Annotated in this window: 17 protein-coding genes; 8 read left to right on the top strand and 9 right to left on the bottom strand. The window is 73.2% G+C overall.

Annotation, left to right across the window (positions count from 1 at the left end):
• Positions 1-93: 93 nt before the first annotated feature.
• The 3 genes from BMW62_RS12485 (at position 94) to BMW62_RS12495 (ending at position 3,250) form a co-directional block, all read left to right on the top strand.
• Positions 94-570, top strand: coding sequence for an Lrp/AsnC family transcriptional regulator (locus BMW62_RS12485; RefSeq protein ID WP_244524001.1), 477 nt, complete (start codon positions 94-96; stop codon positions 568-570).
• Positions 567-1,976 carry an aspartate aminotransferase family protein gene (locus BMW62_RS12490; RefSeq protein WP_091931188.1) on the top strand — a complete coding sequence of 470 codons (1,410 nt, stop codon included), beginning with the start codon at positions 567-569 and terminating at the stop codon, positions 1,974-1,976. The genes BMW62_RS12485 and BMW62_RS12490 overlap by 4 nt, the downstream gene beginning before the upstream one ends.
• Before the next feature lie 65 nt (positions 1,977-2,041).
• Positions 2,042-3,250: a saccharopine dehydrogenase family protein gene (locus tag BMW62_RS12495; protein WP_091931189.1), complete on the top strand. Its 1,209-nt coding sequence runs from the start codon at positions 2,042-2,044 to the stop codon at positions 3,248-3,250.
• Between the two features lie 20 nt (positions 3,251-3,270).
• Here the strand turns inward: BMW62_RS12495 and BMW62_RS12500 are convergent, their stop codons facing one another.
• On the bottom strand, positions 3,271-4,065 hold the full coding sequence (locus BMW62_RS12500) for a carbon-nitrogen hydrolase family protein (RefSeq protein WP_091931190.1): 795 nt from the start codon (positions 4,063-4,065) through the stop codon (positions 3,271-3,273).
• Between the two features lie 89 nt (positions 4,066-4,154).
• Positions 4,155-5,513, bottom strand: coding sequence for a 4-aminobutyrate--2-oxoglutarate transaminase (gene gabT / locus BMW62_RS12505; RefSeq protein ID WP_091931191.1), 1,359 nt, complete (start codon positions 5,511-5,513; stop codon positions 4,155-4,157).
• A gap of 141 nt (positions 5,514-5,654) precedes the next feature.
• On the opposite strand from gabT, the gene BMW62_RS23485 reads away from it, so the two are divergent.
• Entirely contained in the window at positions 5,655-7,169 is a 1,515-nt protein-coding gene (locus tag BMW62_RS23485) for a PucR family transcriptional regulator (protein ID WP_211435104.1), read from the top strand.
• A gap of 130 nt (positions 7,170-7,299) precedes the next feature.
• Here BMW62_RS23485 and BMW62_RS12515 read toward each other — a convergent pair whose 3' ends face one another.
• From BMW62_RS12515 to BMW62_RS12535, 5 genes are all read right to left on the bottom strand, one after another.
• A complete protein-coding gene (locus tag BMW62_RS12515) occupies positions 7,300-8,997 on the bottom strand; it encodes a flavin monoamine oxidase family protein (RefSeq protein WP_091931193.1) in 1,698 nt (565 codons plus the stop codon).
• 106 nt (positions 8,998-9,103) lie between these two features.
• A complete protein-coding gene (locus BMW62_RS12520; protein WP_091931194.1) occupies positions 9,104-10,150 on the bottom strand; it encodes an LLM class flavin-dependent oxidoreductase in 1,047 nt (348 codons plus the stop codon).
• Entirely contained in the window at positions 10,147-11,682 is a 1,536-nt protein-coding gene (locus BMW62_RS12525) for an APC family permease (RefSeq protein WP_211435105.1), read from the bottom strand. The genes BMW62_RS12520 and BMW62_RS12525 overlap by 4 nt, the downstream gene beginning before the upstream one ends.
• 135 nt (positions 11,683-11,817) lie before the next feature.
• The gene (locus BMW62_RS12530) at positions 11,818-12,537 is read right to left on the bottom strand and encodes a cache domain-containing protein (RefSeq protein WP_139206257.1); all 720 of its coding nucleotides are present in this window, start codon (positions 12,535-12,537) and stop codon (positions 11,818-11,820) included.
• Positions 12,534-13,313 (bottom strand): FadR/GntR family transcriptional regulator, encoded by a 780-nt coding sequence (locus BMW62_RS12535; protein ID WP_170852355.1) that lies wholly within the window; start codon positions 13,311-13,313, stop codon positions 12,534-12,536. The genes BMW62_RS12530 and BMW62_RS12535 overlap by 4 nt, the downstream gene beginning before the upstream one ends.
• 129 nt (positions 13,314-13,442) lie before the next feature.
• Here BMW62_RS12535 and BMW62_RS12540 point away from each other — a divergent pair, with 129 nt between their 5' ends.
• From BMW62_RS12540 to BMW62_RS12555, 4 genes are all read left to right on the top strand, one after another.
• The gene (locus tag BMW62_RS12540) at positions 13,443-14,951 is read left to right on the top strand and encodes a (Fe-S)-binding protein (protein WP_211435106.1); all 1,509 of its coding nucleotides are present in this window, start codon (positions 13,443-13,445) and stop codon (positions 14,949-14,951) included.
• A 2-nt stretch (positions 14,952-14,953) separates the two neighbouring features.
• Positions 14,954-16,507, top strand: coding sequence for an FAD-binding oxidoreductase (locus tag BMW62_RS12545; protein WP_091931197.1), 1,554 nt, complete (start codon positions 14,954-14,956; stop codon positions 16,505-16,507).
• Positions 16,494-16,820, top strand: coding sequence for a hypothetical protein (locus BMW62_RS12550; RefSeq protein ID WP_091931198.1), 327 nt, complete (start codon positions 16,494-16,496; stop codon positions 16,818-16,820). The genes BMW62_RS12545 and BMW62_RS12550 overlap by 14 nt, the downstream gene beginning before the upstream one ends.
• 121 nt (positions 16,821-16,941) lie before the next feature.
• On the top strand, positions 16,942-18,387 hold the full coding sequence (locus tag BMW62_RS12555) for a gamma-aminobutyraldehyde dehydrogenase (RefSeq protein WP_091931199.1): 1,446 nt from the start codon (positions 16,942-16,944) through the stop codon (positions 18,385-18,387).
• A gap of 61 nt (positions 18,388-18,448) precedes the next feature.
• On the opposite strand, the gene BMW62_RS12560 is transcribed toward BMW62_RS12555, so the two are convergent.
• Positions 18,449-19,885 (bottom strand): aldehyde dehydrogenase family protein, encoded by a 1,437-nt coding sequence (locus BMW62_RS12560; RefSeq protein WP_091931200.1) that lies wholly within the window; start codon positions 19,883-19,885, stop codon positions 18,449-18,451.
• Positions 19,886-19,984: 99 nt separating this feature from the next.
• Positions 19,985-21,076, bottom strand: a complete 1,092-nt coding sequence (locus tag BMW62_RS12565; protein ID WP_091931257.1) for a pyridoxal-phosphate-dependent aminotransferase family protein — start codon at positions 21,074-21,076, stop codon at positions 19,985-19,987.
• Positions 21,077-21,086 lie beyond the last annotated feature (10 nt).

Raw genomic sequence — 21,086 nt, forward strand, 5'->3', positions numbered from 1 at the left:
TCCGTGCGGTGCAACACAGGAATGAGTGGGATGGACGAGATCGAACGACGGAATCTCTTGCCACGGGGTGCCGCCGGACGACACCATGCCGGGGTGACCACACGCCCCCGGCAGGACCGGGGCCATCAGCTCGACGACACCTCGAAGGCGATCATCGAGCAGCTCCAGCAGAACGGCCGGCGCGCCTACGCGACCATCGGCCGCGAGGTCGGGCTGTCCGAGGCCGCCGTGCGGCAGCGGGTCCAGCGCCTCCTCGACGCGGGGGTCATGCAGATCGTGGCCGTGACCGATCCGGTCCAGCTGGGCTTCGCACTGCAGGCCATGATCGGCATCCGCGCCGACGGGGACCTCACCGAGATCGCCGACAAGATCGGGAAGCTCCCCGAGGTGGACTACGTGATCATCACGGCCGGCTCGTTCGACATCCTCGTCGAGATCGTCTGCGAGGACGAGGCCCACCTCCTGTCCGTCGTCACCAACGGCATCCGCGCGCTGCCCGGAGTCCGCACCACCGAGACCTTCGTCTACCTCAAGCTCGCCAAGCAGACCTACACCTGGGGAACCCGATGACCGCCACCTCGCAGTTCGTGACGACGCCCGGCACCACGGCGGCGGCGGACCGGCTCTCCGCCGCGGCCCGCGACCACCTGTGGATGCACTTCACCCGGCACTCGACCTACGACGACGGCGGCGAGGTGCCGGTGATCGTGCGCGGCGAGGGCCCCTACATCTGGGACGCCCAGGGCCGCCGCTACCTCGACGGGCTCTCCGGGCTGTTCGTCGTCCAGGCCGGCCACGGGCGCGCCGAGCTCGCCGAGGCCGCCGCCCGGCAGGCCACCGAGCTCGCCTTCTTCCCGCTGTGGAGCTACGCGCACCCGACCGCGATCACCCTGGCCGAGCGGCTGGCCGCCGCGGCGCCCGGGGACCTCAACCGGGTCTTCTTCACCACCGGCGGCGGCGAGGCGGTCGAGACGGCGTGGAAGCTGGCCAAGCAGTACTTCAAGCTCGTGGGCAAGCCCATGAAGCACAAGGTCATCAGCCGGGCCGTCGCCTACCACGGGACCCCCCAGGGCGCCCTGTCCATCACCGGCATCCCGGCGGCGAAGATGCCCTTCGAGCCACTGGTCCCCGGGGCGCACAAGGCTCCCAACACCAACTTCTACCGGGCTCCCGAGCACGGGGACGACCCCGAGGCCTTCGGCCGGTGGGCGGCCGACCAGATCGAGATCGCCATCGAGATGGAAGGGGCCGACTCCGTCGCGGCCGTGTTCCTGGAGCCGGTGCAGAACTCCGGCGGCTGCTTCCCGCCGCCTCCCGGGTACTTCGCCCGGGTCCGCGAGATCTGCGACCGGCACGACGTCCTGCTCGTCTCCGACGAGGTGATCTGCGCCTTCGGCCGGCTCGGTGAGACCTTCGCCTGCGACCGGTACGGCTACGTGCCCGACATGATCACCTGCGCCAAGGGGCTCACCTCGGGCTACTCCCCCATCGGCGCCATGATCGCCAGCGACCGGCTGTTCGGGCCGTTCCGCCGGGGCGACAACTCCTTCGCCCACGGCTACACCTTCGGCGGGCACCCCGTCTCGGCCGCCGTGGCCATGGCCAACCTCGACCTCTTCGAGCGGGAGGACCTCAACGGCAACGTGCGCCGCAACGAGGGCGCCTTCCGCCGGACCCTGGAGGGGCTGCTCGACCTGCCGATCGTCGGCGACGTCCGCGGGGACGGGTACTTCTACGGGATCGAGCTGGTCAAGGACAAGGCCACGAAGGCGACCTTCGACGACGACGAGGCCGAGCGGCTGCTGCGCGGGTTCCTCTCCAAGGCGCTGTTCGACAACGGCCTGTACTGCCGCGCCGACGACCGGGGCGACCCGGTGGTGCAGCTGGCGCCGCCGCTGACCTGCGACCAGAGCCACTTCGACGAGATCGAGCAGATCCTCCGTTCGGTCCTCACCGAGGCCTGGCAGCAGCTCTGAGCCCGGGGCGGCCGGCGCGCTCCGCACCGGCCGCCCCGTCCGACCCGATCCCCCCGGAGGTGGGCATGCGCATCCTGCTGGTCGGCGCCGGAGGTGTGGGCGCGGCGGTGACCGCGATCGCCGCACGCCGGGAGTTCGTCGAGCGTCTCGTCGTGGCGGACGTCCAGCTCGCCCGGGCCGAGAAGGCCGTGGCCGCGACCGGCGACCCCCGGTTCGTCGCCGCCCGGGTGGACGCGTCCGACGAGGCGGCCGTCGGGGCGCTGCTGGCCGAGCACGGGTGCACCGTGCTGCTCAACGCGACGGATCCGCGGTTCGTCATGCCGCTGTTCCGGGCCGCCCTGTCCGCGGGCGTCGACTACCTCGACATGGCGATGTCGCTGTCCCGCCCGCACCCGGAGGAGCCCCACCGCCGGACCGGGGTCAAGCTCGGCGACGAGCAGTTCGCGCTCGCCGGGCACTGGGAGGCGGCCGGGCGGCTCGCCCTGGTCGGGATGGGCGTGGAGCCGGGGCTGTCCGACGTGTTCGCCCGCTACGCCGCCGACCACCTCTTCGCGGAGATCGACGAGCTCGGCGTCCGCGACGGAGCGAACCTGGCGGTGCGCGGCCACGACTTCGCGCCGTCCTTCTCCATCTGGACCACGATCGAGGAGTGCCTCAACCCGCCGGTGATCTGGGAGCGGGATCGCGGCTGGTTCACCACCGAACCGTTCAGCGAGCCGGAGGTCTTCGACTTCCCCGAGGGGATCGGCCCGGTCGAGTGCGTCAACGTGGAGCACGAGGAGGTCGTCCTCATGCCGCGGTGGGTCGACGCGCGGCGGGTGACGTTCAAGTACGGGCTCGGGACGGAGTTCATCGACGTCCTCAAGGCGCTGCACAAGACGGGCCTGGACTCGACCACCCCGGTGCGGGTCGGTGATGTGGAGGTCGCGCCACGTGACGTCGTCGCCGCCACCCTGCCCGACCCCGCCGGACTCGGCGGGCTGATGACCGGCAAGACGTGCGCGGGCCTGTGGGTGCGCGGCACCGGCCGCGACGGCAACCCGCGTGAGGTCTACCTGTACCACGTCGTGGACAACGCCTGGTCCATGACGGAGTACGGGACCCAGGCCGTCGTCTGGCAGACCGCGGTCAACCCGGTGGTGGCCCTCGAGCTCCTCGCCACCGGCCGGTGGCAGGGCGCCGGCGTCCTGGGCCCGGAGGCCTTCGACGCCGTCCCCTTCCTCGACCTGCTCACCGCCTACGGCTCCCCCTGGGGGATGCGCGAGGGCGGCTGAACGCCCTCCCGTCCCGGCGCTCAGGCCGGCGGCGCGGCGTACAGCTCGGGACGGCGGTCGCGGAGGTAGGGGTTCAGCGCGCGGGAGGGCGCCAGGGCAGCCGGGTCGACGTCGGCGACCAGCAGCTCCTCCCCCAGCCCGGCCCGGGCCAACTCGGTGCCGTCCGGGCCGATCACGCAGCTGGAGCCGCAGTAGGTGTAGCCGCCCTCGCGGCCGATCCGGTTGACGTAGGCGACGAAGAGCTGGCTCTCCAGCGCCCGCGCCGGCACGAGCAGCGAGCTCACGGCGCCGTAGGGATCCATCAGTCCGGTCGGGACCACCAGCAGCTCGGTTCCCGCCACCGCGTGCGCCCGGACCGCCTCGGGGAACTCCACGTCGTAGCAGATGAGCAGGCCGACGACGACGCCGTCGAGGGAGAACTGGACGACCCCCACGTCGCCGGCGACGAAGCATTCGCGATCGAGGTCGCCGAAGAGGTGCGCCTTCCGGTAGCCGGCGAGCAGCGTGCCGTCCCGGTCGACGACCTGCACCGAGTTGGCGATGCCGGAGGCCGTCCGCTCGGGCTGTCCGAACGCGATCGCCACGCCCGTCTCCACGGCGACGGCGGCCATCCGCTCGGTGTAGGCGCCGGGCACGGGCTCGGCCAGCGCGGTCACCCGCTCGGCACCGATCGCGTAGCCGGTCACCGACATCTCCGGCGCGACCAGCAGCCGGGCGCCGGCCTCGGCCGCGCGCCGGGCGGCGTCGGCGATCGCGGCCAGCCCCGCCTCGGCATCCGGCGTCTCCGCCGGCCCCTGGAACAGCGCGACGCGCATGGGTCTCCTCCTGCTGTCGGTGCCGGCCCTCGACCGGCCAGAGGGCTGCCTCCCGTGCGGCGTCCGCAGGGGCGCCGCACGGGACGGCCTCACCGGGCCGCGACCTGCTCGGCGAAGGCGGCGTCGAGGACGTCGAGCGCGTCGGCGAGCAGCTCCTGCCCGATGACCAGCGGGGGCAGGAAGCGCAGCACGTTGCCGAACGTGCCGGCGGTCAGCACGATCACCCCCTGCGCGTGGCAGGCCTTCGCGATCCGGCCGGCCAGCTCGGCGTCCGGCTCGGTGGTGCCGGGACGGACCAGCTCGACGGCGAGCATGGCCCCTCGCCCGCGGACGTCGCCGATGACCCCGGTGCGGTCGGCCAGCGCCCGCAGCCGCGGCACCATGGTCGCCTCGATGGCGCGCGCGGCGCCGGCGAGGTCCTGCTCGCGCATGGTGCGGATGGTCGCCAGCGCGGCGGCGCAGGCGACCGGGTTGCCGCCGTAGGTGCCGCCGAGACCCCCGGTGTGGACGGCGTCCATGATCTCCGCGCGCCCGGTCACCGCCGACAGCGGCAGGCCGGCGGCGATGCCCTTCGCCGTCGTGATCAGGTCCGGGACGACGCCCTCGGCCTCGCAGGCGAACCAGCTGCCGGTCCGGCAGAAGCCGGTCTGGATCTCGTCGGCCACGAACAGCGCGCCCGACTGCCGGCACCAGTCGGCGATCGCGGGGAGGAACCCGTCGGCGGGGACGACGAAGCCACCCTCGCCCTGGATCGGCTCGATCAGCACGGCCGCGACCTCGTCCGCGCCGACCTGGGCCTCGATGACCGCGATCGCGCGGGCCGCGGCCTGCGCGCCGGTGATCCCCGGTTCGTCGCGGTACGGGTAGGACATCGGCACCCGGTAGATGTCGGAGGCGAACGGCCCGAAGCCGTGCTTGTACGGCATGTTCTTCGCCGTCAGCGCCATCGTGAGGTTCGTGCGGCCGTGGTAGGCGTGGTCGAACACGACGATCGCCGAACGCCCGGTGGCGTGCCGAGCGATCTTGACCGCGTTCTCGACCGCCTCGGCGCCGGAGTTGAACAGCGCCGACTTCTTGGCGTGGTCGCCCGGGGTGATCCGCGCCAGCTCCTCGCACACGGCGACGTAGCCCTCGTAGGGGTTCACCATGAAGCAGGTGTGGGAGAACGCGGCGACCTGGTCGGACACCGCGGCCACCACCTCGGGTGCGGCGTGGCCGACGTTGACCACGGCGATGCCCGCGCCGAGGTCGATCAGCGCGTTGCCGTCGACGTCGACGACCACGGCTCCTTCGGCGCGCTCGACGTAGCAGGGCACGGTGCCGCCCACGGCGGCGGACACCGCGGCCGCGCGACGAGCAGCCAGTTCCCGCGAGCGGGGGCCGGGCAGCTCGGTGACCAGCCGGCGCTCCTGGGGAACGCTCCGGGGTCCGGCCAGCACGTCGGTCATCGGTCCTCCTCGGGAATGGGTCGCGCGCCCCCCGGGAGGGGGACGAGCGGTGTCCAGGGTCCGCCGCCCCGCCCCGCGGCGGTACTGTCCACTCCGGCGCCCGGGAGGCGTCGGAGTGTCCGCTTCGTCGAAGGTCTGCCCGTGCCGGTCACCGTCGCCACCCTGCTGGGCCACCCCGCTCTCGGTCTCACCCTGCACACCCGCTCGGCCCCGGTGGACCGGCGGCTGTCCTGGGTGCACGTCAGCGAGCTCGCCGACCCGGCCCCGTTCCTCGAGGGCGGTGAGCTCCTGCTGACCACCGGCCTCCCGCTGACCCCCGACGGCGACCGCTGCCTCGAGTACGTCGACCGGCTGGCCGGAGCCGGGGTGGCCGCCCTCGGCCTGGGCACCGGGCTCAGCCACCCGCACGTGCCCCGGGAACTGGTCCGCGCGGCCGACGAGCGCGGCCTCGCCGTGCTCGAGGTCCCCCGCCGGACGCCGTTCATCGCACTGTCCCGAACCGTCTCGGCAGCCCTGGCCGCCGACGAGTACGCCGCGGTGGCGAAGGCAGCCGCGGTCCAGCAGGAGCTGACCCGCGCGACGCTGGGCACGGGGGCGCCGGCGGCGGTGGTGGAGCGGCTGGCGCGCCACCTGGGGGGTTGGGCGCTGCTCGTGGACGCCGCCGGGACGCCGCTGCAGGCCGCGCCCCGGTCCGCCCTGCAGCGGGCGGGCGACCTGGTCCCGGCGATCGACCGGCTGCGCGCCGCGCGGCCGCCGGCCGGTGCGGCGCTCACCCGGCCCGAGGACGTGGTCCTCCTCCAGTCGCTGGGCACCGGCGCACGCGCCCGCGGCTTCCTGGCCGTCGGCCGGCGGGGCCCCTTCCCCGCGGCGGACCGCTCGGTGGTCAACGCCGCCGCCCTGCTGCTGACCCTGCGGCTGGAGCAGTCCCGCGCCCTCGACGGCGCCACGGCGCTCCTGCGCGCCGCGCTGCTGCGGCTGCTGCTCGAGGGTCAGGATGCCCTGGTCGGCTCGGTCCTCGGCGAGCTGGGCGAACGGCTGCCCGATGCGCCGGTCCGACCGCTGGTGGTGCTGGGCGGTGCGGACCAGCGCGCCGCCGCCGTGGACTCCGCCGGGGACGCCGCCGCCCATGCCGGGGAGACGCTCTTCGCCGCGGACCTCGACGGCGCCCTGGTGATCCTGGTGGCCGGCGGCGGGAAGCTCGCGGATCGGTCGACGGGCCTGACCGGCGGCGTCGCCGGCGCCGTCCTGGGCACCGCCGAGCCGGTGCCGTGGCCGCGGCTGGCCGACGGCGTGCGGCAGGCCCGCCAGGCCGCCGAGCACGGCCGGGCGGGCGGGCACGCGGCCACCGCCTTCGCCGACCTGGCCGGTCGCGGGCTGGGTGCCCTGCTGGACCCGGCTGCCACGTCGGCGTTCGCCGAGGCGACGCTGGCGCCGCTCGTGGCCGCGGACCGGGCCGGGCCCGGGGACCTGGTCGACTCCCTGCGGATCTGGCTGTCCTGCCACGGCCAGTGGGAGCCCGCGGCCGCCCGGCTCGGCGTGCACCGCCACACCATGCGCAAGCGCATCCGGCGGGCGGCGGAGCTGCTCGGCCGCGATCTGGACGACCCCGCCGTCCGCGCCGAGCTCTGGCTGGCCCTGCACCCGCCCACGGCTTGATCCGAGCGTGGTGACGGGATGGAACGGCCACCCTTCAGGGGCCCGCGCCGAGCGTGGTGACGGGATGGAACGGCCACCCTTCAGGGGCCCGCGCCGAGCGGAGCGAGGTGTGGGGGGAAGGGTGGTCCTTCTACTCGGGCAGGCGCACCGGCGCCAGATCCTGGAACAGGTCCCCGGGCCCCGGGTTGCCCGGGTGCGTCCGGCCACCGAGGTGGTGGAGCACGCCCCACACCGCGTTGAGCGCCGTCTGCACCGCCCCCTCCGCCCAGCCCGCCGTCCAGGAGATGTCGTCGCCGGCGAGGAACAGCCCCCGGAAGCGCTCCGGCAGCTCGTCCTGCATGAAGTGCGTGAACAGCCGCCGCTGGTAGCGGTAGTGGCCGGGCAGGTTGGCCTTGAACGCGCCCATGAAATCGGGCTCGGACTCCCACGAGACGGTGACCGGTGAGGCTATGACGTGCCGGCGCAGGTCCACGTCGGGGTAGATCTGGCGCAGCGAGGCCAGCATGACCTCCATCCGGTCCTGCGCGGACAGGGGCAGCCACTTGAGCGAGTCGTCGGCCCACGTGTACGACAGGCAGATCAGCCCGGGGCGGCCCTTCCCCTGGTCGAGCAGGTAGGTGCCGCGGGTCATGCGGTCGGTGAGCGTCATGCTCATGCGGTCCCGGCCGGTGGCCGGGTCGACGTCCTGCCAGAACGGGCGGTCCACGAGGCAGAACAGCTTGGTGGACCCCATGTAGTGGGTCCGTTCGATCGCCGTCCAGTGGTCGATCGGGAACAGGTCCTCGTCGCAGGAGATCCGGGAGAGCAGCATCCAGCTCTGCGCCGTGAAGACCGCGGCCGGGTAGGTCCGGATCGAGCCGTCGCCGGCGGTGACCGTGAGGTGGTGCGGCGCGGTGCGGTGCAGCCGGGTCACCCGCGGCAGCGGTCGCCCGCCGGGGTGGAGGGAGGCCAGGGTCGTGCCGGCCGGCCAGTGCGCGGGATCGGCGGGCGCCGCGTGCCACAGGCCCACGGGCAGCTGCTGGCTGCCGCCCACGATGCTCAGGTGGTCGTCGTCGGCGGCGGTGTAGACCACGCGCAGGATCTCGAGGATCGAGTTGGGGTAGTCGGTGTCCCAGCCGCCGGTACCGAAGCCGACCTGGCCGAAGATCTCACGGTGCCGGAACGAGCGGAACGCCGGCGAGGCGGCCAGGAACCCGTAGAAGGTGGTGTCGTCGAGCCGCTCGACCAGCTCGTCCCACAGCTTCTTGATCGTGACGACGTCCCGCGTGCGGATCGCGTCCTGCATCTCCGCCAGCCGCGCCCCCTCGACGAGGGTCTGGTGCCAGGCGTCGGCGACCTCGCGGTAGACCGGCGGCAGGTCGTCCAGGGTGCGGGCGTAGTGGGTCTCCCCCTTCAGATCGACGACCGTGCTCGGCGTCGCGACGTCGAGCGGGTTGGGGAACCGCTCGGTCGCCAGGCCCAGGGCGCGCACGTAGTGGAACAGGGCGGTCGACGTCGGCGGGAAGCGCATGGCGCCCATCTCGGCGACGACGCCGGGGTGGCCGTCGAAGCCCACCGAGCGCAGCCGGCCACCGATCTCGTGCGCCTCGTAGACGACCGGGCGCAGGCCCAGTCGCATCAGCTCGTACGCGGTCACGATCCCCGAGAGCCCGCCGCCGATGACCGCCACCTCGGTGCCCAGTGCGGCCTCCGGCAGCCGGCCCAGGCCCGCCGGGTGCGCCAGCCAGTCGTCGTAGGCGAACGGGAAGTCCGGCCCGAACATGGTCAGCGACCGCGCCGGCCGCTCCTGGCCCGGCTCGTAGGCGTTGACGGGGATCGCGGACGTCATGACGGGGGTCCTCCGGCCGGGACGGGGTGCTGGGCGCAGCGCGGACGTGCAGGGGCCCGGTCCACCCCGTGCTGGGTGGGCCGGGCCCCGGACGCCGCGGCAGAGGCTACGCGAACGCGGGCATGACCTCGTCGTGCAGCAGCTGCAGCTGCTCCTCCACGGTGGCGACCCCGGGCAGCTCGCGGCCGGTGAACGCCTTGACCAGGGATGCGTCGGTGAGGGCGGCGACGACGTGGTTGACGCCGGCGGGCTCGATCTCCTTGATCTTCGCCGTCACCTCCTCCGGCGTGCCGGCGAAGGACAGTTTGTCGGCGAGCTCCGGGCTGGTCAGCTCGATGCCCCGGGCGAGGTCGCCGCCGGCGATCGCGTCGATGATCGGCTTGAGGCTGTCCGGGTCCACGCCGTTGCGCTGCAGTTGCTCGGCCGGCATCGAGGAGGCGTAGATGCCGACCATGCTCCGGGCCGCGTCCTTGGCCGCCGCCGAGTCCCGGCCGACGGCGACCACGACCCAGGCTCCGAAGTCCAGCGTCGTCCAGTCCTTGCCGGCCCGCTCGGCACCGATGCGCAGGTGCTCGGCGGCGTACTCGTAGGCCTCGCGCGTGTAGCTCAGCGCGTGGTGGCAGCCGTCGGAGTGCTCGGCCGCGGCCTCGAAGGACTTCGGACCCCGCATCGCCCCCATCTTCACCGGCAGCCGCTCCTGCACCGGCCGGGCGAAGGTGAACAGGCCCTCGTAGGAGAAGAACTCCCCGTCGAAGGTGATCGCGCCGTCGTCGAGGAACGTGCGCATCACCTTGACGCCCTCGATGACCCGCGACAGCGGCTTGGTCTTCGTCCAGTCCGTCTTGTACTGGGCGAGCAGGCCGAAGTTGCCGCTGGAGAGCACGACCTCCGCACGGCCACCGGTCAGCTCGTCGAGCGTTGCGGCGGCCTGCGCGATCAACGTCGGCTCGCGCAGGGTCACCGCCGAGACGCTGGGCCCCATCCGCACCCGCGAGGTCTGGGCGGCCGCGGCGGCGAAGATCAGCCAGAGGTCCTTGTGCCAGGTCTCGTCGGCCGCGTAGACGGCGTGGAAGCCGAGCTCGTCGGCCAGCCTGATCGCCCGGAGCGACTCCTCGAGGGGGTAGTCGGGCAGCATCGCGTAACTGAACTTCATCGGATCTCCTCGGTCACCTGGGCGCGGCTCTCGCGCCGGATCTGCTGGAGCTGTGCGGCCACCTCCCGGGCATCACCTTCCGGGATGTGCGAAGAATGCCGGTCCGGCCGGGCCAGGAACAGGTACAGCAGCCCGCTGCCTGCGACGACGGCCAGCCCGATGGCGACGATCCAGCGGTCGAGGAAGGTCTCCGTGCCGGGTGCGGGCTTGATCAGCAGGACGATGGCGAAGATCCCGTAGGCCAGCGCGAGGACGTTGACCACGAGTCCGGCGGTCCCCAGGTTCCAGAGACCGGCCGGCCGCCAGCCCTTGAGCCGCTGCCGCAGCGCGGCCAGCACCACGGCCTGGAAGGAGACGTAGATGCCGAGGACGGCGAAGGCGGTGACGCGGGCCAGGATGTCCTCCTGGAAGTAGACGAACACCGCGATCAGCACCGGCACGACGCAGACGACCAGCAGCGCGTTGATGGGGACGGCGTGCGTCGGTGAGACGCGGGCCAGCCACCCGCTCGCCGGCAGCATGCGGTCGCGGGCGAACGCGTAGAGCAGCCGGCTGCCGGCGGCCTGCAGGGACAGCACGCAGGACAGGAACGCGATCACGATGACGACCAGGAAGACCTTCGACCCGGCCGTTCCCAGGGAGCTCTCGAGGATCGACGGGATCGGGTCGGCGTCCTCCCCGTTCACGATCGCCTGCAGATCCGGCGCGGCGAGCACGTAGCCGGCGTAGGACAGCAGGCCGGAGACCCCGCCGACCAGGATGGTCAGGATCATCGCGCGCGGGATCTGCCGGGTCGGGTCGGCGACCTCCTCGGCGACGTCGCCGCAGGCCTCGAAGCCGTAGAACAGGAACAGCCCGGACAGCGACGCGGCGAGGAACACCCCGAGGTACCCGTCGCCCCCACCGGCACCGAGCGTGTCGAAGAAGACCGAGAACGGCTGCTCGCGGCGGAACAGCAGCAGGAACAGGCCGAGCGCGATGACGCCGATGAGCTCCGCGGCCAGGCCGATCTGCGCGATCCGCGCCAGCGTGCGGGTGCCGCTGTAGTTGACGGCGAAGGCCACCACGAGCAGGGCGACCGCGGTGAGCAGCACGACGCCCGAGGTCGCCTCCAGGTCGAACAGCGCGGCCACGAAGCCGCCGCCGAACTCGGCCACCGCCGTGACGGTCACGATGATCGCCCAGATGTAGATCCACGAGACGATCCACGCGTAGCGCCGGCCCCACAGCCGCCGGGTCCACGGGTAGATGCCGCCGGCGAGCGGGTACTGGGACACGACCTCGCCGAACACCAGGGACACCATCAGCTGGCCGGCGCCGACGATGACGATCCACCAGATGGCGGGCGGCCCGCCGATGGAGAGGCTGTAGGCGAACAGCGAGTACACGCCGACCAGCGGCGACAGGTACGTGAACCCGAGCGCCATGTTGGCCCACAGGCCCATGCTGCGATGGAACTCGCCGGTGTAGCCGAGCGCGGCGAGCTGCGCGTCGTCGTCGCTGGTACCGGTGGGTGCACCGGGTCGGGTCACGGGGTTCTCCTCGGGTGCGGGCGACGGGCCGTCCACGGACACGGCTGTGTCCGAGGTCACGATGTCGAGGAAACCTATAGAGCCAGAGTTCAGAGGACAAGAGCACGCGAGCGCGGGCTCGTCCCGCCACGCCGCTCAGGCGGTGAGGACGCTGCCGCCGTCCGCCGGGACCACGCGCCACGGCGTACCGGGGACCTCGACGACCGGGCCGGCCGCCGCGGCACCGGCCGGCAGCAGCCCGCCCACCAGCCAGCGGGCGGCCGTCGAGAGGACGATGCGACCCTCTTCGTCGACCAGGACGAACGGTGCCGGGAGCCGGCCGAGGACGCGCAGCAGGTGCGCCTCGAAGCTGCGCACGGGGACGTCGGCGCCGGCCACGCCGGCGAACTCGCCGTCGACCACCACCGGCTCGGTCAGGGTCAGGAGGTAGCGGCCGGTGCCGTGCACGTCGACGTAGGGGCCGACCACGTGCCGGCGCCCGGTCCGGCGCGGCACGTCGAACCACTCGGCCGCGGTGTAGTCGTAGTACCCCAGGCTGGTCGGTTTCAGGTCCGGCTCGAGCGAACGCAACCGGCCGCCATCGGGGTCGACCTGCCACCACTCCAGACGCAGCGGGAGCCCGCGCTCGGGGCGGGGCGCGACGACCAGGCCGAGACCGACGGCGAGCTGGTCCGACTCCCGGAGGAGCTCGCGGACGTCGTCGGCGAGCACCGGCCCCCGGGTCAGGAAGCCCTCCCGCGCGCCGGGCCGCAGCGCCTCGGCGCGCACGGTGCCGACGGTGCCGAAGACCCGCTCCACCACCTCCGCGACGGCCGCGGCCACCCGCGGGGCCTCCGCCGCAGGCGCGGGGGTCACGAGACCTCCCGCGGGCGGTCGGCCGCTGCGTCCGCACCGGGCAGCCGCAGGCGCAGCTCGATCGACCAGAGCGTCCGCGTCTCGATGTGCTGCTCCGCCCGCGCCCGTGCGCCGGCCGGGTCGCGCGCCTCGACGGCGTCCACGACGGCCCGGTGCCCGGCGACGATGACCCCCAGCAGCTCCGGGGCGTGCGCCGGGGGCCACGGCAGCTGGCCGAGCTCGAGGTGCAGGTCCATCTCCTGCATCGTCAGCCGCACCGACTGCGCGCAGGCGGCCAGCTCGACGTAGAAGCGCCCCTCCGCCCGCCGCTGCCCGGTGACGGAGTCCGCCTCGGCCAGCCGGTCGACGATGTCCCGGAGGCGGGCGATCTCGGTGCGGGAGGCACGCGCGGCGGCCAGCCGGGCGGCGGTCGCCGCGACGGCCCCGTGGACGTCCCCGAGCTCCCGCAGGTCCGCGGTGCCGAGCTCGGCCAGCCGGGCCTCGGCCAGCCCCGCCAGCACGTCCTCGCGCGCCCGCACGAAGCTGCCACCGCCGCGGCCGCGGCGGGTCTCGACCAGCCCGAGCTTCCGCAGCTCGGCCAGCGCCTCCCGCAGGGTCACCGTGGAGACGTTGAGCATCGTCGCCAGGTCGGTCTCGGTCGGGAGCTGCTCGCCGTCACCCAGGAGCCCGAGCGCGATCGCACTCCCGACGCGCCGCACCACGGCCTCGCTGCGCAGGGCGCCGTCGTCGAGCGGGGCGAAGACCGCGCGCCGCGCGTCACCGCTGAGCAACTGCACGTCCGCCTCCTCGGTCCGGGATGACCGGAAGTCTCCCACCCACCGCCCGCGGGCTTAACCGTTGATTCCATAGGTTTTGGTGGCTACTGTGACGCACGCCCCAGCCTTCCTGTGACGAGGAGCACCGCAGTGACACAGGTCCAGCCCGAACGGGCACCCGGGCAGGCCCCCCGGGTCGACGCCCTCTCCGAACCGTTCACCCCCGGGGCCCCCTCCAACTCGCCCGAACTGGCGGAGTTCCCCGAGACGCTCGCCGGACCGGTCCCACCGCCGGTGCAGGACCCGAGGACGGCCGCGTTCGTCGAGCAGTGGCGCAACACCTCGTACAACTGCTTCTCCTCGGGCCACAAGTTCTGCCGCGAGGTCTGCCCGGTCACCCAGGTCGAGCGCAACGAGTCGTGGACCCCCACGGCCTTCCACGCCAACGTCGTGGCGATGGAGCGCGGCGAGCTGTCCATCGAGGACATCGCCGCCGACTACGTCAACTGCACCCAGTGCGGCGCCTGCGAGCTGCGGTGCCCCAACACGCTCTTCACCGGCGACTTCTACCGCTTCCGCACGCGGACGGTGGACGTGGTGAAGGCGGTGCGCTCGCTCGCCGTCGAGAGCGGTGTGCACCAGCCGGGCTGGCAGAGCTGGAACGAGCGCACCGACCTGCGCACCCACGAGCCGGTGCTGGGCGAGACGCCGGTCAGCCAGGAGAAGGTCCGGGACTGGGCCGAGGGGCTCGACATCCCGATCGGCGGCGAGACCGTCCTGTTCGTCGACTGCGAGGCGGCCTTCTACCGCACCTCGGTGCCGCGCGCGGTGGCACAGATGCTGCAGCTGGCGGGCTACGAGTTCGGCCTCATGGGCGAGCAGTGGTGCTGCGGCGGGCCGGCCGCCGAGATGGGCTACGCCGAGCAGGCGCAGCGCTTCGCCCGGCACAACCTGGACAACTGGCGGGCCACCGGCACCACGCGCGTGCTCGTGCTCGACCCGCACGACTACATCAGCTTCACCGAGGACTACCCGAAGTACTTCGGCGAGGAGTTCGACATCGAGGTCGTCCTCGTGATCGAGGTGCTGGCCCAGCTCCTGCGCGAAGGGAAGCTGACCCCGTCGTTCCCGGTCGACCGGGCGATCACCTACCACGACCCGTGCCGGCTCAACAAGCGCAAGGGCATCTGGGCCGAGCCGCGGGAGCTGCTGCGGGCGATCCCCGGGCTGCGGTTCGAGGACGTCGACCGGGTGACCCAGTGGTCCTACTGCTCCGGTGGCGGTGGCGGCCTGCCGATCGAGAAGCCGGAGCTGACGCGGAAGATCAGCGCGCTGCGCCTGGAGCGGGCCGCGGAGCTCGACGTCGACACCGTGGTCAGCGCCTGCCCGTGGTCGGAGCGACCGCTGTCGGAGGCCGGCGACGCCGAGGACATCGACGTCGTCGACCTGCACGAGCTGTTCGCCCAGTCGCTCGGGATCACGGTCGGCGGTTCCCGCGGGGACGTCGGCGACCGCCGGCTGGCGCAGGAACGCACCGGCGTGCCCGGGCGGGCGCGGCGGACCCGCGGCAGCTCCGGTGGCTGCGGTGGGGGTGGCTGCGGCGGCGGCTGCGGTTCCGGGGGATCGGGCAACGGCGGCTGCGGGTGCGGAGGGCACTGACCATGACGATCACCGAACCGGCGCCGTTCACCACCGAGCCGCTCAGCGACGACCGGCTGCACCAGCTCGTCTCCGCCCTGCGGCCGGTCCTGGACGACGACCAGATCCTGCTGGCGAAGACCGACCGCTACAACCGGGCCCGCGTCCCCGCACCGTTCCCGGTGCACCGCTGGTCGGAGCGGGTGCCCGACGTCGTGGTGATGCCGCGGACGACGGAGCAGGTCGCCGCCGTCGTGCGGATCGCCAACGACCTCCGCATCCCGGTCGTCCCCCGGGACGGCGGCACCGGGCTGACCGACGGCGCGGTGCCCATGCGGCGCGGCATCGTCGTCGACGTCAAGAAGATGAACCAGATCCACGAGCTGGACCTGGTCAACCGCACGGTGACGGTGGGCACCGGGATCAGCATGCTCAAGCTGAACGAGCGGCTCGCGCAGCACGGGCTGTTCTACCCCGACGACCCGGCGTCCTACCCGTGCTCGCTGGTCGGCGGGCGGATCGGCACCAGCGGCTGGTCGCTGATCGGCTCGCGCTACGGCCACACCCGGGACCTGGTGCTCAGCTTCGACCACGTGCTCCCCACCGGCGAGGTCCTGCACGTCGGTGACGGCATCGGGGGGAAGATCAGCAAGAGCTCGAGCGGCTACCAGCTCAAGCACCTGTTCATGGGCCACCAGGGCACGCTGGGCATCGCGACCAAGGCCACGCTCAAGCTGTTCCCCAAGCCGGAGGCCGAGCTCTCCCCGTTCTGGGCGTTCGACAACTACGAGAACGCGCACGCCTGCACGGGTGCCCTGGCCCGCGCCGGGGTGGCGACCTTCGCCGGCGCCGTCCTGTTCGACGAGCACAAGGTCGCCTACCTGCGGCGCGACGACGAGGCCTACATCCCGCAGCCGGCGGACGTCCGGGCGCTGGTCTGCTCGGTGATGTACGGCTACGAGGACGAGGTCCGCGCCGGGGGGAAGCGGCTGTTCCGCATCGCGAAGGAGCACGGGGCCCGCTACCTCGGCGACGAGATCTCCGAGGGCGACTGGGCGGCCCGGCACGACCGGTACGCCACGCCCCTGCACGGCCGCACCAAGGACGGCCAGGTCATCCCCATGTCCTGGCACTGCGAGGACGCCGCGGTCAACTTCTCGAACGTGCCCGCGGTCAGCCGTGCCTGGCACAAGATCCTGGCCGACCTGCGGCGCAAGACCGACGTCTTCGACGACTGGGGCATGTTCGCCTACACCTCGGCGGCCACCGGGGTGGACTACCTCACCGAGATCGACGTCGGTATCTGGGAGCAGCGCCTCGACGACGCGGCCTGGGCGGCCTGGGTGCAGGCCAAGCGGGAGATCGCGGCGGTGGCGCTCGCGCACGGCGGGTCGATGAGCGCCTGCCACGGGTCCTGCCGGGAGGGCGAGGTCGATCTGCTCCCCCAGGAACTCGGCAAGGGGTTCGACGTGATGCTCGACGTCAAGCGCGCGCTCGACCCGAACAACATCATGAACCCCGGCAAGTACCTGCTGGACCGCGCGTACGGGAGGGACACGACCGATGAGGGACGTTGACCAGGAGCAGGACCCGGGCCCGGCCGCGACCGCGCCGTACCGCTTCGCCGACCAGCACACGCCGCCCGCGGCGCAGCGGGTCAGCGAGGTCGCCCGGACGACGTTCGAGCACGTCTACGAGGTCGACCCCCGGCTGATGGAGGTGCACGTCCTCCAGCAGGTGTTCCCCAACTGGGACACGTTGCGCATCATGCGCAGCCGGCAGGACCACCTCGAGTGGATGCACCACCACTTCGCCGAGAAGGTGGTGACCGGCTCGGAGCTCCTGGCCGAGGTGGAGCGCGAGAGCGCACCGACGCCGCCACCCCTGTAGGACGGCGCCGCCCCCCGGCCCGCGCGTCCCGGACGGCCAGCGACCTACGGATCCCGTTCACATCCCGGCTGCGCGCCGCGAAGACTAGCGCGCAGGCACTTCCGACCGATAGGAATCAGTCGTGACCGAGAAGCTGGAACTGAAGAACTTCGTCGGTGGGCAGCAGACCGACACCACCGACGGCCGACGCATGGACCTGGTCGACCCGAGCACCGGCGAGGTCTTCGCCTCCGCGCCGGTCTCCGGGCCCGAGGACGTCGACCGGGCCTACCGCACCGCCGCCGATGCGTTCGAGACCTGGCGCGACACCACGCCCTCGGAGCGGCAGCGGGCATTGCTGCGGCTGGCCGACGCGGTGGAGGAGCACGCCGAGGAACTCATCGCACTGGAGAGCCGCAACACCGGCAAGCCGATCGGGCTGACCGCGTCGGAGGAGATCCCCCCGATGGTCGACCAGATCCGGTTCTTCGCCGGTGCCGCCCGGACCCTGGAGGGCAAGGCCGCAGCCGAGTACATGGCCGGGCACACCAGCTGGATCCGCCGCGAGCCGATCGGCGTCGTCGGTCAGGTGACGCCCTGGAACTACCCGATGATGATGGCGGTCTGGAAGATCGCCCCGGCGCTCGCGGCGGGCAACACCGTCGTCCTCAAGCCGTCGGACACCACGCCGGTGACCACGCTCCGGCTGGCTGAGCTCGCCGCCGACATCCTCCCGCCGGGCGTCCTGAACGTCGTCTGCGGGGACCGGGACACCGGCCGGGCGCTGGTGGAGCACCCGACGCCCCAGCTGGTGGCGATCACCGGCTCGGTCCGCGCGGGCATGGAGGTGGCCGGAGCCGCTGCGCGGGACGTCAAGCGGGTGCACCTGGAGCTCGGCGGCAAGGCGCCGGTCGTCGTCTTCGACGACGCCGACCTCGAGGCCGCCGCCGAGGCGATCGCCGTGGCCGGCTACTTCAACGCCGGGCAGGACTGCACCGCCGCGTCCCGGGTGCTGGCCGGCCCCGGCATCCACGACGACTTCGTGGCGGCGCTGACCGAGCAGGCCCGGAGCACGGCCACCACGTACGAGAAGGGCGCCGAGGACGAGGACGCCATGGTGCCGCCGGTGAACAACGCCAACCAGCTGGCCCACGTCACCGGGTTCCTGGACCGGGCGCCCGGCCACGCGGAGGTCACCGCGGGTGGCCGCCGGCAGGGCGACCGGGGTTTCTTCGTCGAGCCCACCGTCGTCGCCGGGCTGCGGCAGGACGACGAGATGGTGCAGCGGGAGATCTTCGGCCCGGTCATCACCGTGCAGCGGTTCACCGACGAGGACGAGGCGGTGCGCTGGGCGAACGGTGTGGAGCTCGGCCTGGCCTCCAGCGTGTGGACCAGGGACTTCGGCCGCGCGATGCGGATGAGCAAGCGGCTGGACTTCGGCTGCGTGTGGATCAACGCGCACATCCCGCTGGTCGCCGAGATGCCGCACGGCGGGTTCAAGCACTCCGGCTACGGCAAGGACCTCTCCCTCTACGGGCTCGAGGACTACACCCGGGTCAAGCACGTCATGGCCAACATCGAGTCCTGACCGCCCCGACGCAGCGAGGCCCCGGTCCGAGAGGACCGGGGCCTCGCCGTCTCCAGCGGGTTCAGAGATCGATGCCGGTGAGCACGAGGACGCGCTCCTCCGTGAGGTCCTCCATCGCGGCGCGCACACCCTCGCGGCCGGTGCCGGAGTCCTTCACGCCGCCGTAGGGCATCTGGTCGGCGCGGAAGCTGGGCACGTCACCGATCACCACTCCCCCGACCTCGAGCACCTGGGCCGCGCGGAAGGCCACCTGCAGATCCCGGGTGAAGACGCCGGCCTGCAGGCCGAAGCGGCTGTCGTTCACCCGCGCGAAGGCCTCGTCCAGGGAGTCGACGGTGTCGAGGACGACGACCGGGCCGAAGACCTCCTCGCAGGACACCTTCACGTCCACCGGGACGTCGGCGAGCACGGTCGGGGCGTACGACGCCCCGTCGCGGGTCCCACCGGCGAGGAGGCGGCCGCCCGCGGCCACGGCCTCGTCGACCCAGCTCTCCACCCGGCGGGCGGCCTGCTCGTCGATCAGCGGGCCGACGTCGGTCGCGCTGTCGGTCGGGTCTCCGGTGACCAGCTTCCCCACCGCCTCGACCACCCGGTCGGTGAGCCCGGCGGCGACGTCGCGGTGGGCGAGCACCCGCTGCACCGACACGCAGGACTGCCCGGCCTGGTACATCGCGAAGGTGGCGATGCGGGTGGCCGCCCAGTCCAGCGCCGCGTCGTCCTGGTCGGGGGCGACCACCGCCGCCGCGTTGCCGCCGAGCTCCAGGGTGACGTGCTTGCGCGGGGCGGACTCGCGGATCGACCAGCCCACCGGCACCGAGCCGGTGAACGAGACGACCGGCAGGCGCGGATCGCCTACCAGCTGCGCAGCCACCTCGTTCGGCACCGGGAGCACCGACCACGAGCCGGCCGGCAGGTCGGTCTCGGCCAGGATCTCGCCGAGCAGCAGGGCGCTCAGCGGCGTCGCCGGGGCGGGCTTGAGCACGATCGGGGCGCCGACCGCGATCGCCGGGGCGACCTTGTGGGCGACCAGGTTCAAGGGGAAGTTGAACGGCGCGATGCCCAGGACCGGGCCGCGCGGGGCGCGGCGCACGAGCGCCATCCGGCCGCTGGCGGCCGGGTCGGTGTCCAGCCGCTGCAGCGTGCCCGACCACCGGCGGGCCTCCTCGGCACCCCACCGGAAGGTGGAGACCGCCCGGGTGGCCTCCGAGCGGGCCCACTTCAGGGGCTTGCCCGACTCCGCGGTGATCAGCGCGGCGACCTCCTCGGCGCGCTCGGCGAGCCGGCGGGACACGTGGTCCAGCGCAGCCGCCCGCACGTGCGCCGGGGTCGCCGCGCAGGCGGCCCGGGCGTCGTGGGCGGCGGAGACCGCGGCCTCGACGTCCTCCGCGGTCGCGTTCGTCGTGCGGCCGGCGAGCGCGCCGTCGAAGGGCGACCGCACCTCCAGCACATCGGTTCCGGTCGCCGGCCGGCCCGCGATCCAGTACGGGGTCGTCGTCATGGCTCCTCCTCGGGTTCCGGACGGAGCCTGCCCGAGTCCCGCGATCCCGCGGGATGTCCGGTCCGGCCACTCCGCGCCGGCCGGTACGCCATCCCGGCACTAGCGGCCCAGGACGTCCTCCAGCGCGGCCAGCACGAGGCCGACCCTGGCGGGCGACGCGTTCGGGCCCATCAGCCCGATCCGCCAGACGGTGGCGGCGTACGCTCCGGCACCCGCGCCGATCTCCAGGTCGTACCGCTCGAGCAGCTCCGCGCGGACGGCGGCCGGGTCGACGCCCTCGGGCACCTTCACCGTCGTGAGCTCCGGTAGCCGGTGGCCTTCCGCGGCGAAGAGCTCCAGCCCGAGCTCGGCCAGCCCCTCGTGCAGCAGCCGTCCGGCCTCGGCGTGCCGGGCGTGCACGGCGTCCAGCCCCTCGTCGAGGATCCGCCCGAGCCCGGCGTGCAGCGACACGACCATCCCGGTGGGTGCGGTGTGGTGGTAGGTGCGGCCTCCCGAGCCGGCGGCCTCGCCCGCGTACCCGCCGAGCATGCCGAGGTCGAGGTACCAGCTCTGCGGCTTCTCGATCCGCCGCTCCCAGGCGCGGTCGGAGATGGTGAACGGCGCGAGCCCCGGCGGGACGCCCAGGCACTTCTGCGAGCCGGAGTACGCCAGATCCACGCCCCACTCGTCCAGCCGCACCGGGATCCCGCCGAGCGAGGTGACGCAGTCGGCGAGCAGCAGGGCGTCGCCCTTGCCGGCGGCGAGCGGCTCGAGGTCCGAGCGCACGCCGGTGGAGGTCTCGGCGTGCACGGCGGCGATCAGCTTCGGCGACGGGTGCGCGGCCAGCACCCGCTCGGCGTCGACCGGCTGCCCCCAGTCGTGCTCGACGGCGACGACCTCGGCGCCGCACCGGGCGGCGACGTCGGTCATCCGCTGCCCGAACAGGCCGTTCACCGCGACGACGACGACGTCGCCCGGCCCCACGGTGTTGACGAACGCCGCCTCCATGCCCGCCGACCCGGTGGCCGACAGCGGGAGCGTGCGCCGGTTCTCCGTCCCGAACACCTGACGCAGCCGGTCGGAGGTCTCGTCCAGCACCTGCAGGAACAGCGGGTCGAGGTGCCCCAGCAGCGGCAGGCCGAGCGCGGCGGTCGCCTCCGGGTAGGGGTTGGACGGACCGGGACCGAGCAGGGTGCGGGCGCGCAGCGGCATGTCCAGCAAA

The organism is Blastococcus sp. DSM 46786 (genome assembly GCF_900109665.1).
Taxonomy (GTDB): Bacteria; Actinomycetota; Actinomycetes; order Mycobacteriales; family Geodermatophilaceae; genus Blastococcus; species Blastococcus carthaginiensis.

What these genes read in the sequence shown, in the direction of transcription:
- BMW62_RS12490 (WP_091931188.1), top strand. Translation starts at nt 567, where the DNA reads ATGACCGCCACCTCGCAGTTCGTGACGACGCCCGGCACCACGGCGGCG.
- BMW62_RS12495 (WP_091931189.1), top strand. Translation starts at nt 2,042, where the DNA reads ATGCGCATCCTGCTGGTCGGCGCCGGAGGTGTGGGCGCGGCGGTGACC.
- BMW62_RS12500 (WP_091931190.1), bottom strand. Translation starts at nt 4,065, where the DNA reads ATGCGCGTCGCGCTGTTCCAGGGGCCGGCGGAGACGCCGGATGCCGAG.
- gabT (WP_091931191.1), bottom strand. Translation starts at nt 5,513, where the DNA reads ATGACCGACGTGCTGGCCGGACCCCGGAGCGTTCCCCAGGAGCGCCGG.
- BMW62_RS12515 (WP_091931193.1), bottom strand. Translation starts at nt 8,997, where the DNA reads ATGACGTCCGCGATCCCCGTCAACGCCTACGAGCCGGGCCAGGAGCGG.
- BMW62_RS12520 (WP_091931194.1), bottom strand. Translation starts at nt 10,150, where the DNA reads ATGAAGTTCAGTTACGCGATGCTGCCCGACTACCCCCTCGAGGAGTCG.
- BMW62_RS12545 (WP_091931197.1), top strand. Translation starts at nt 14,954, where the DNA reads ATGACGATCACCGAACCGGCGCCGTTCACCACCGAGCCGCTCAGCGAC.
- BMW62_RS12550 (WP_091931198.1), top strand. Translation starts at nt 16,494, where the DNA reads ATGAGGGACGTTGACCAGGAGCAGGACCCGGGCCCGGCCGCGACCGCG.
- BMW62_RS12560 (WP_091931200.1), bottom strand. Translation starts at nt 19,885, where the DNA reads ATGACGACGACCCCGTACTGGATCGCGGGCCGGCCGGCGACCGGAACC.
- BMW62_RS12565 (WP_091931257.1), bottom strand. Translation starts at nt 21,076, where the DNA reads ATGCCGCTGCGCGCCCGCACCCTGCTCGGTCCCGGTCCGTCCAACCCC.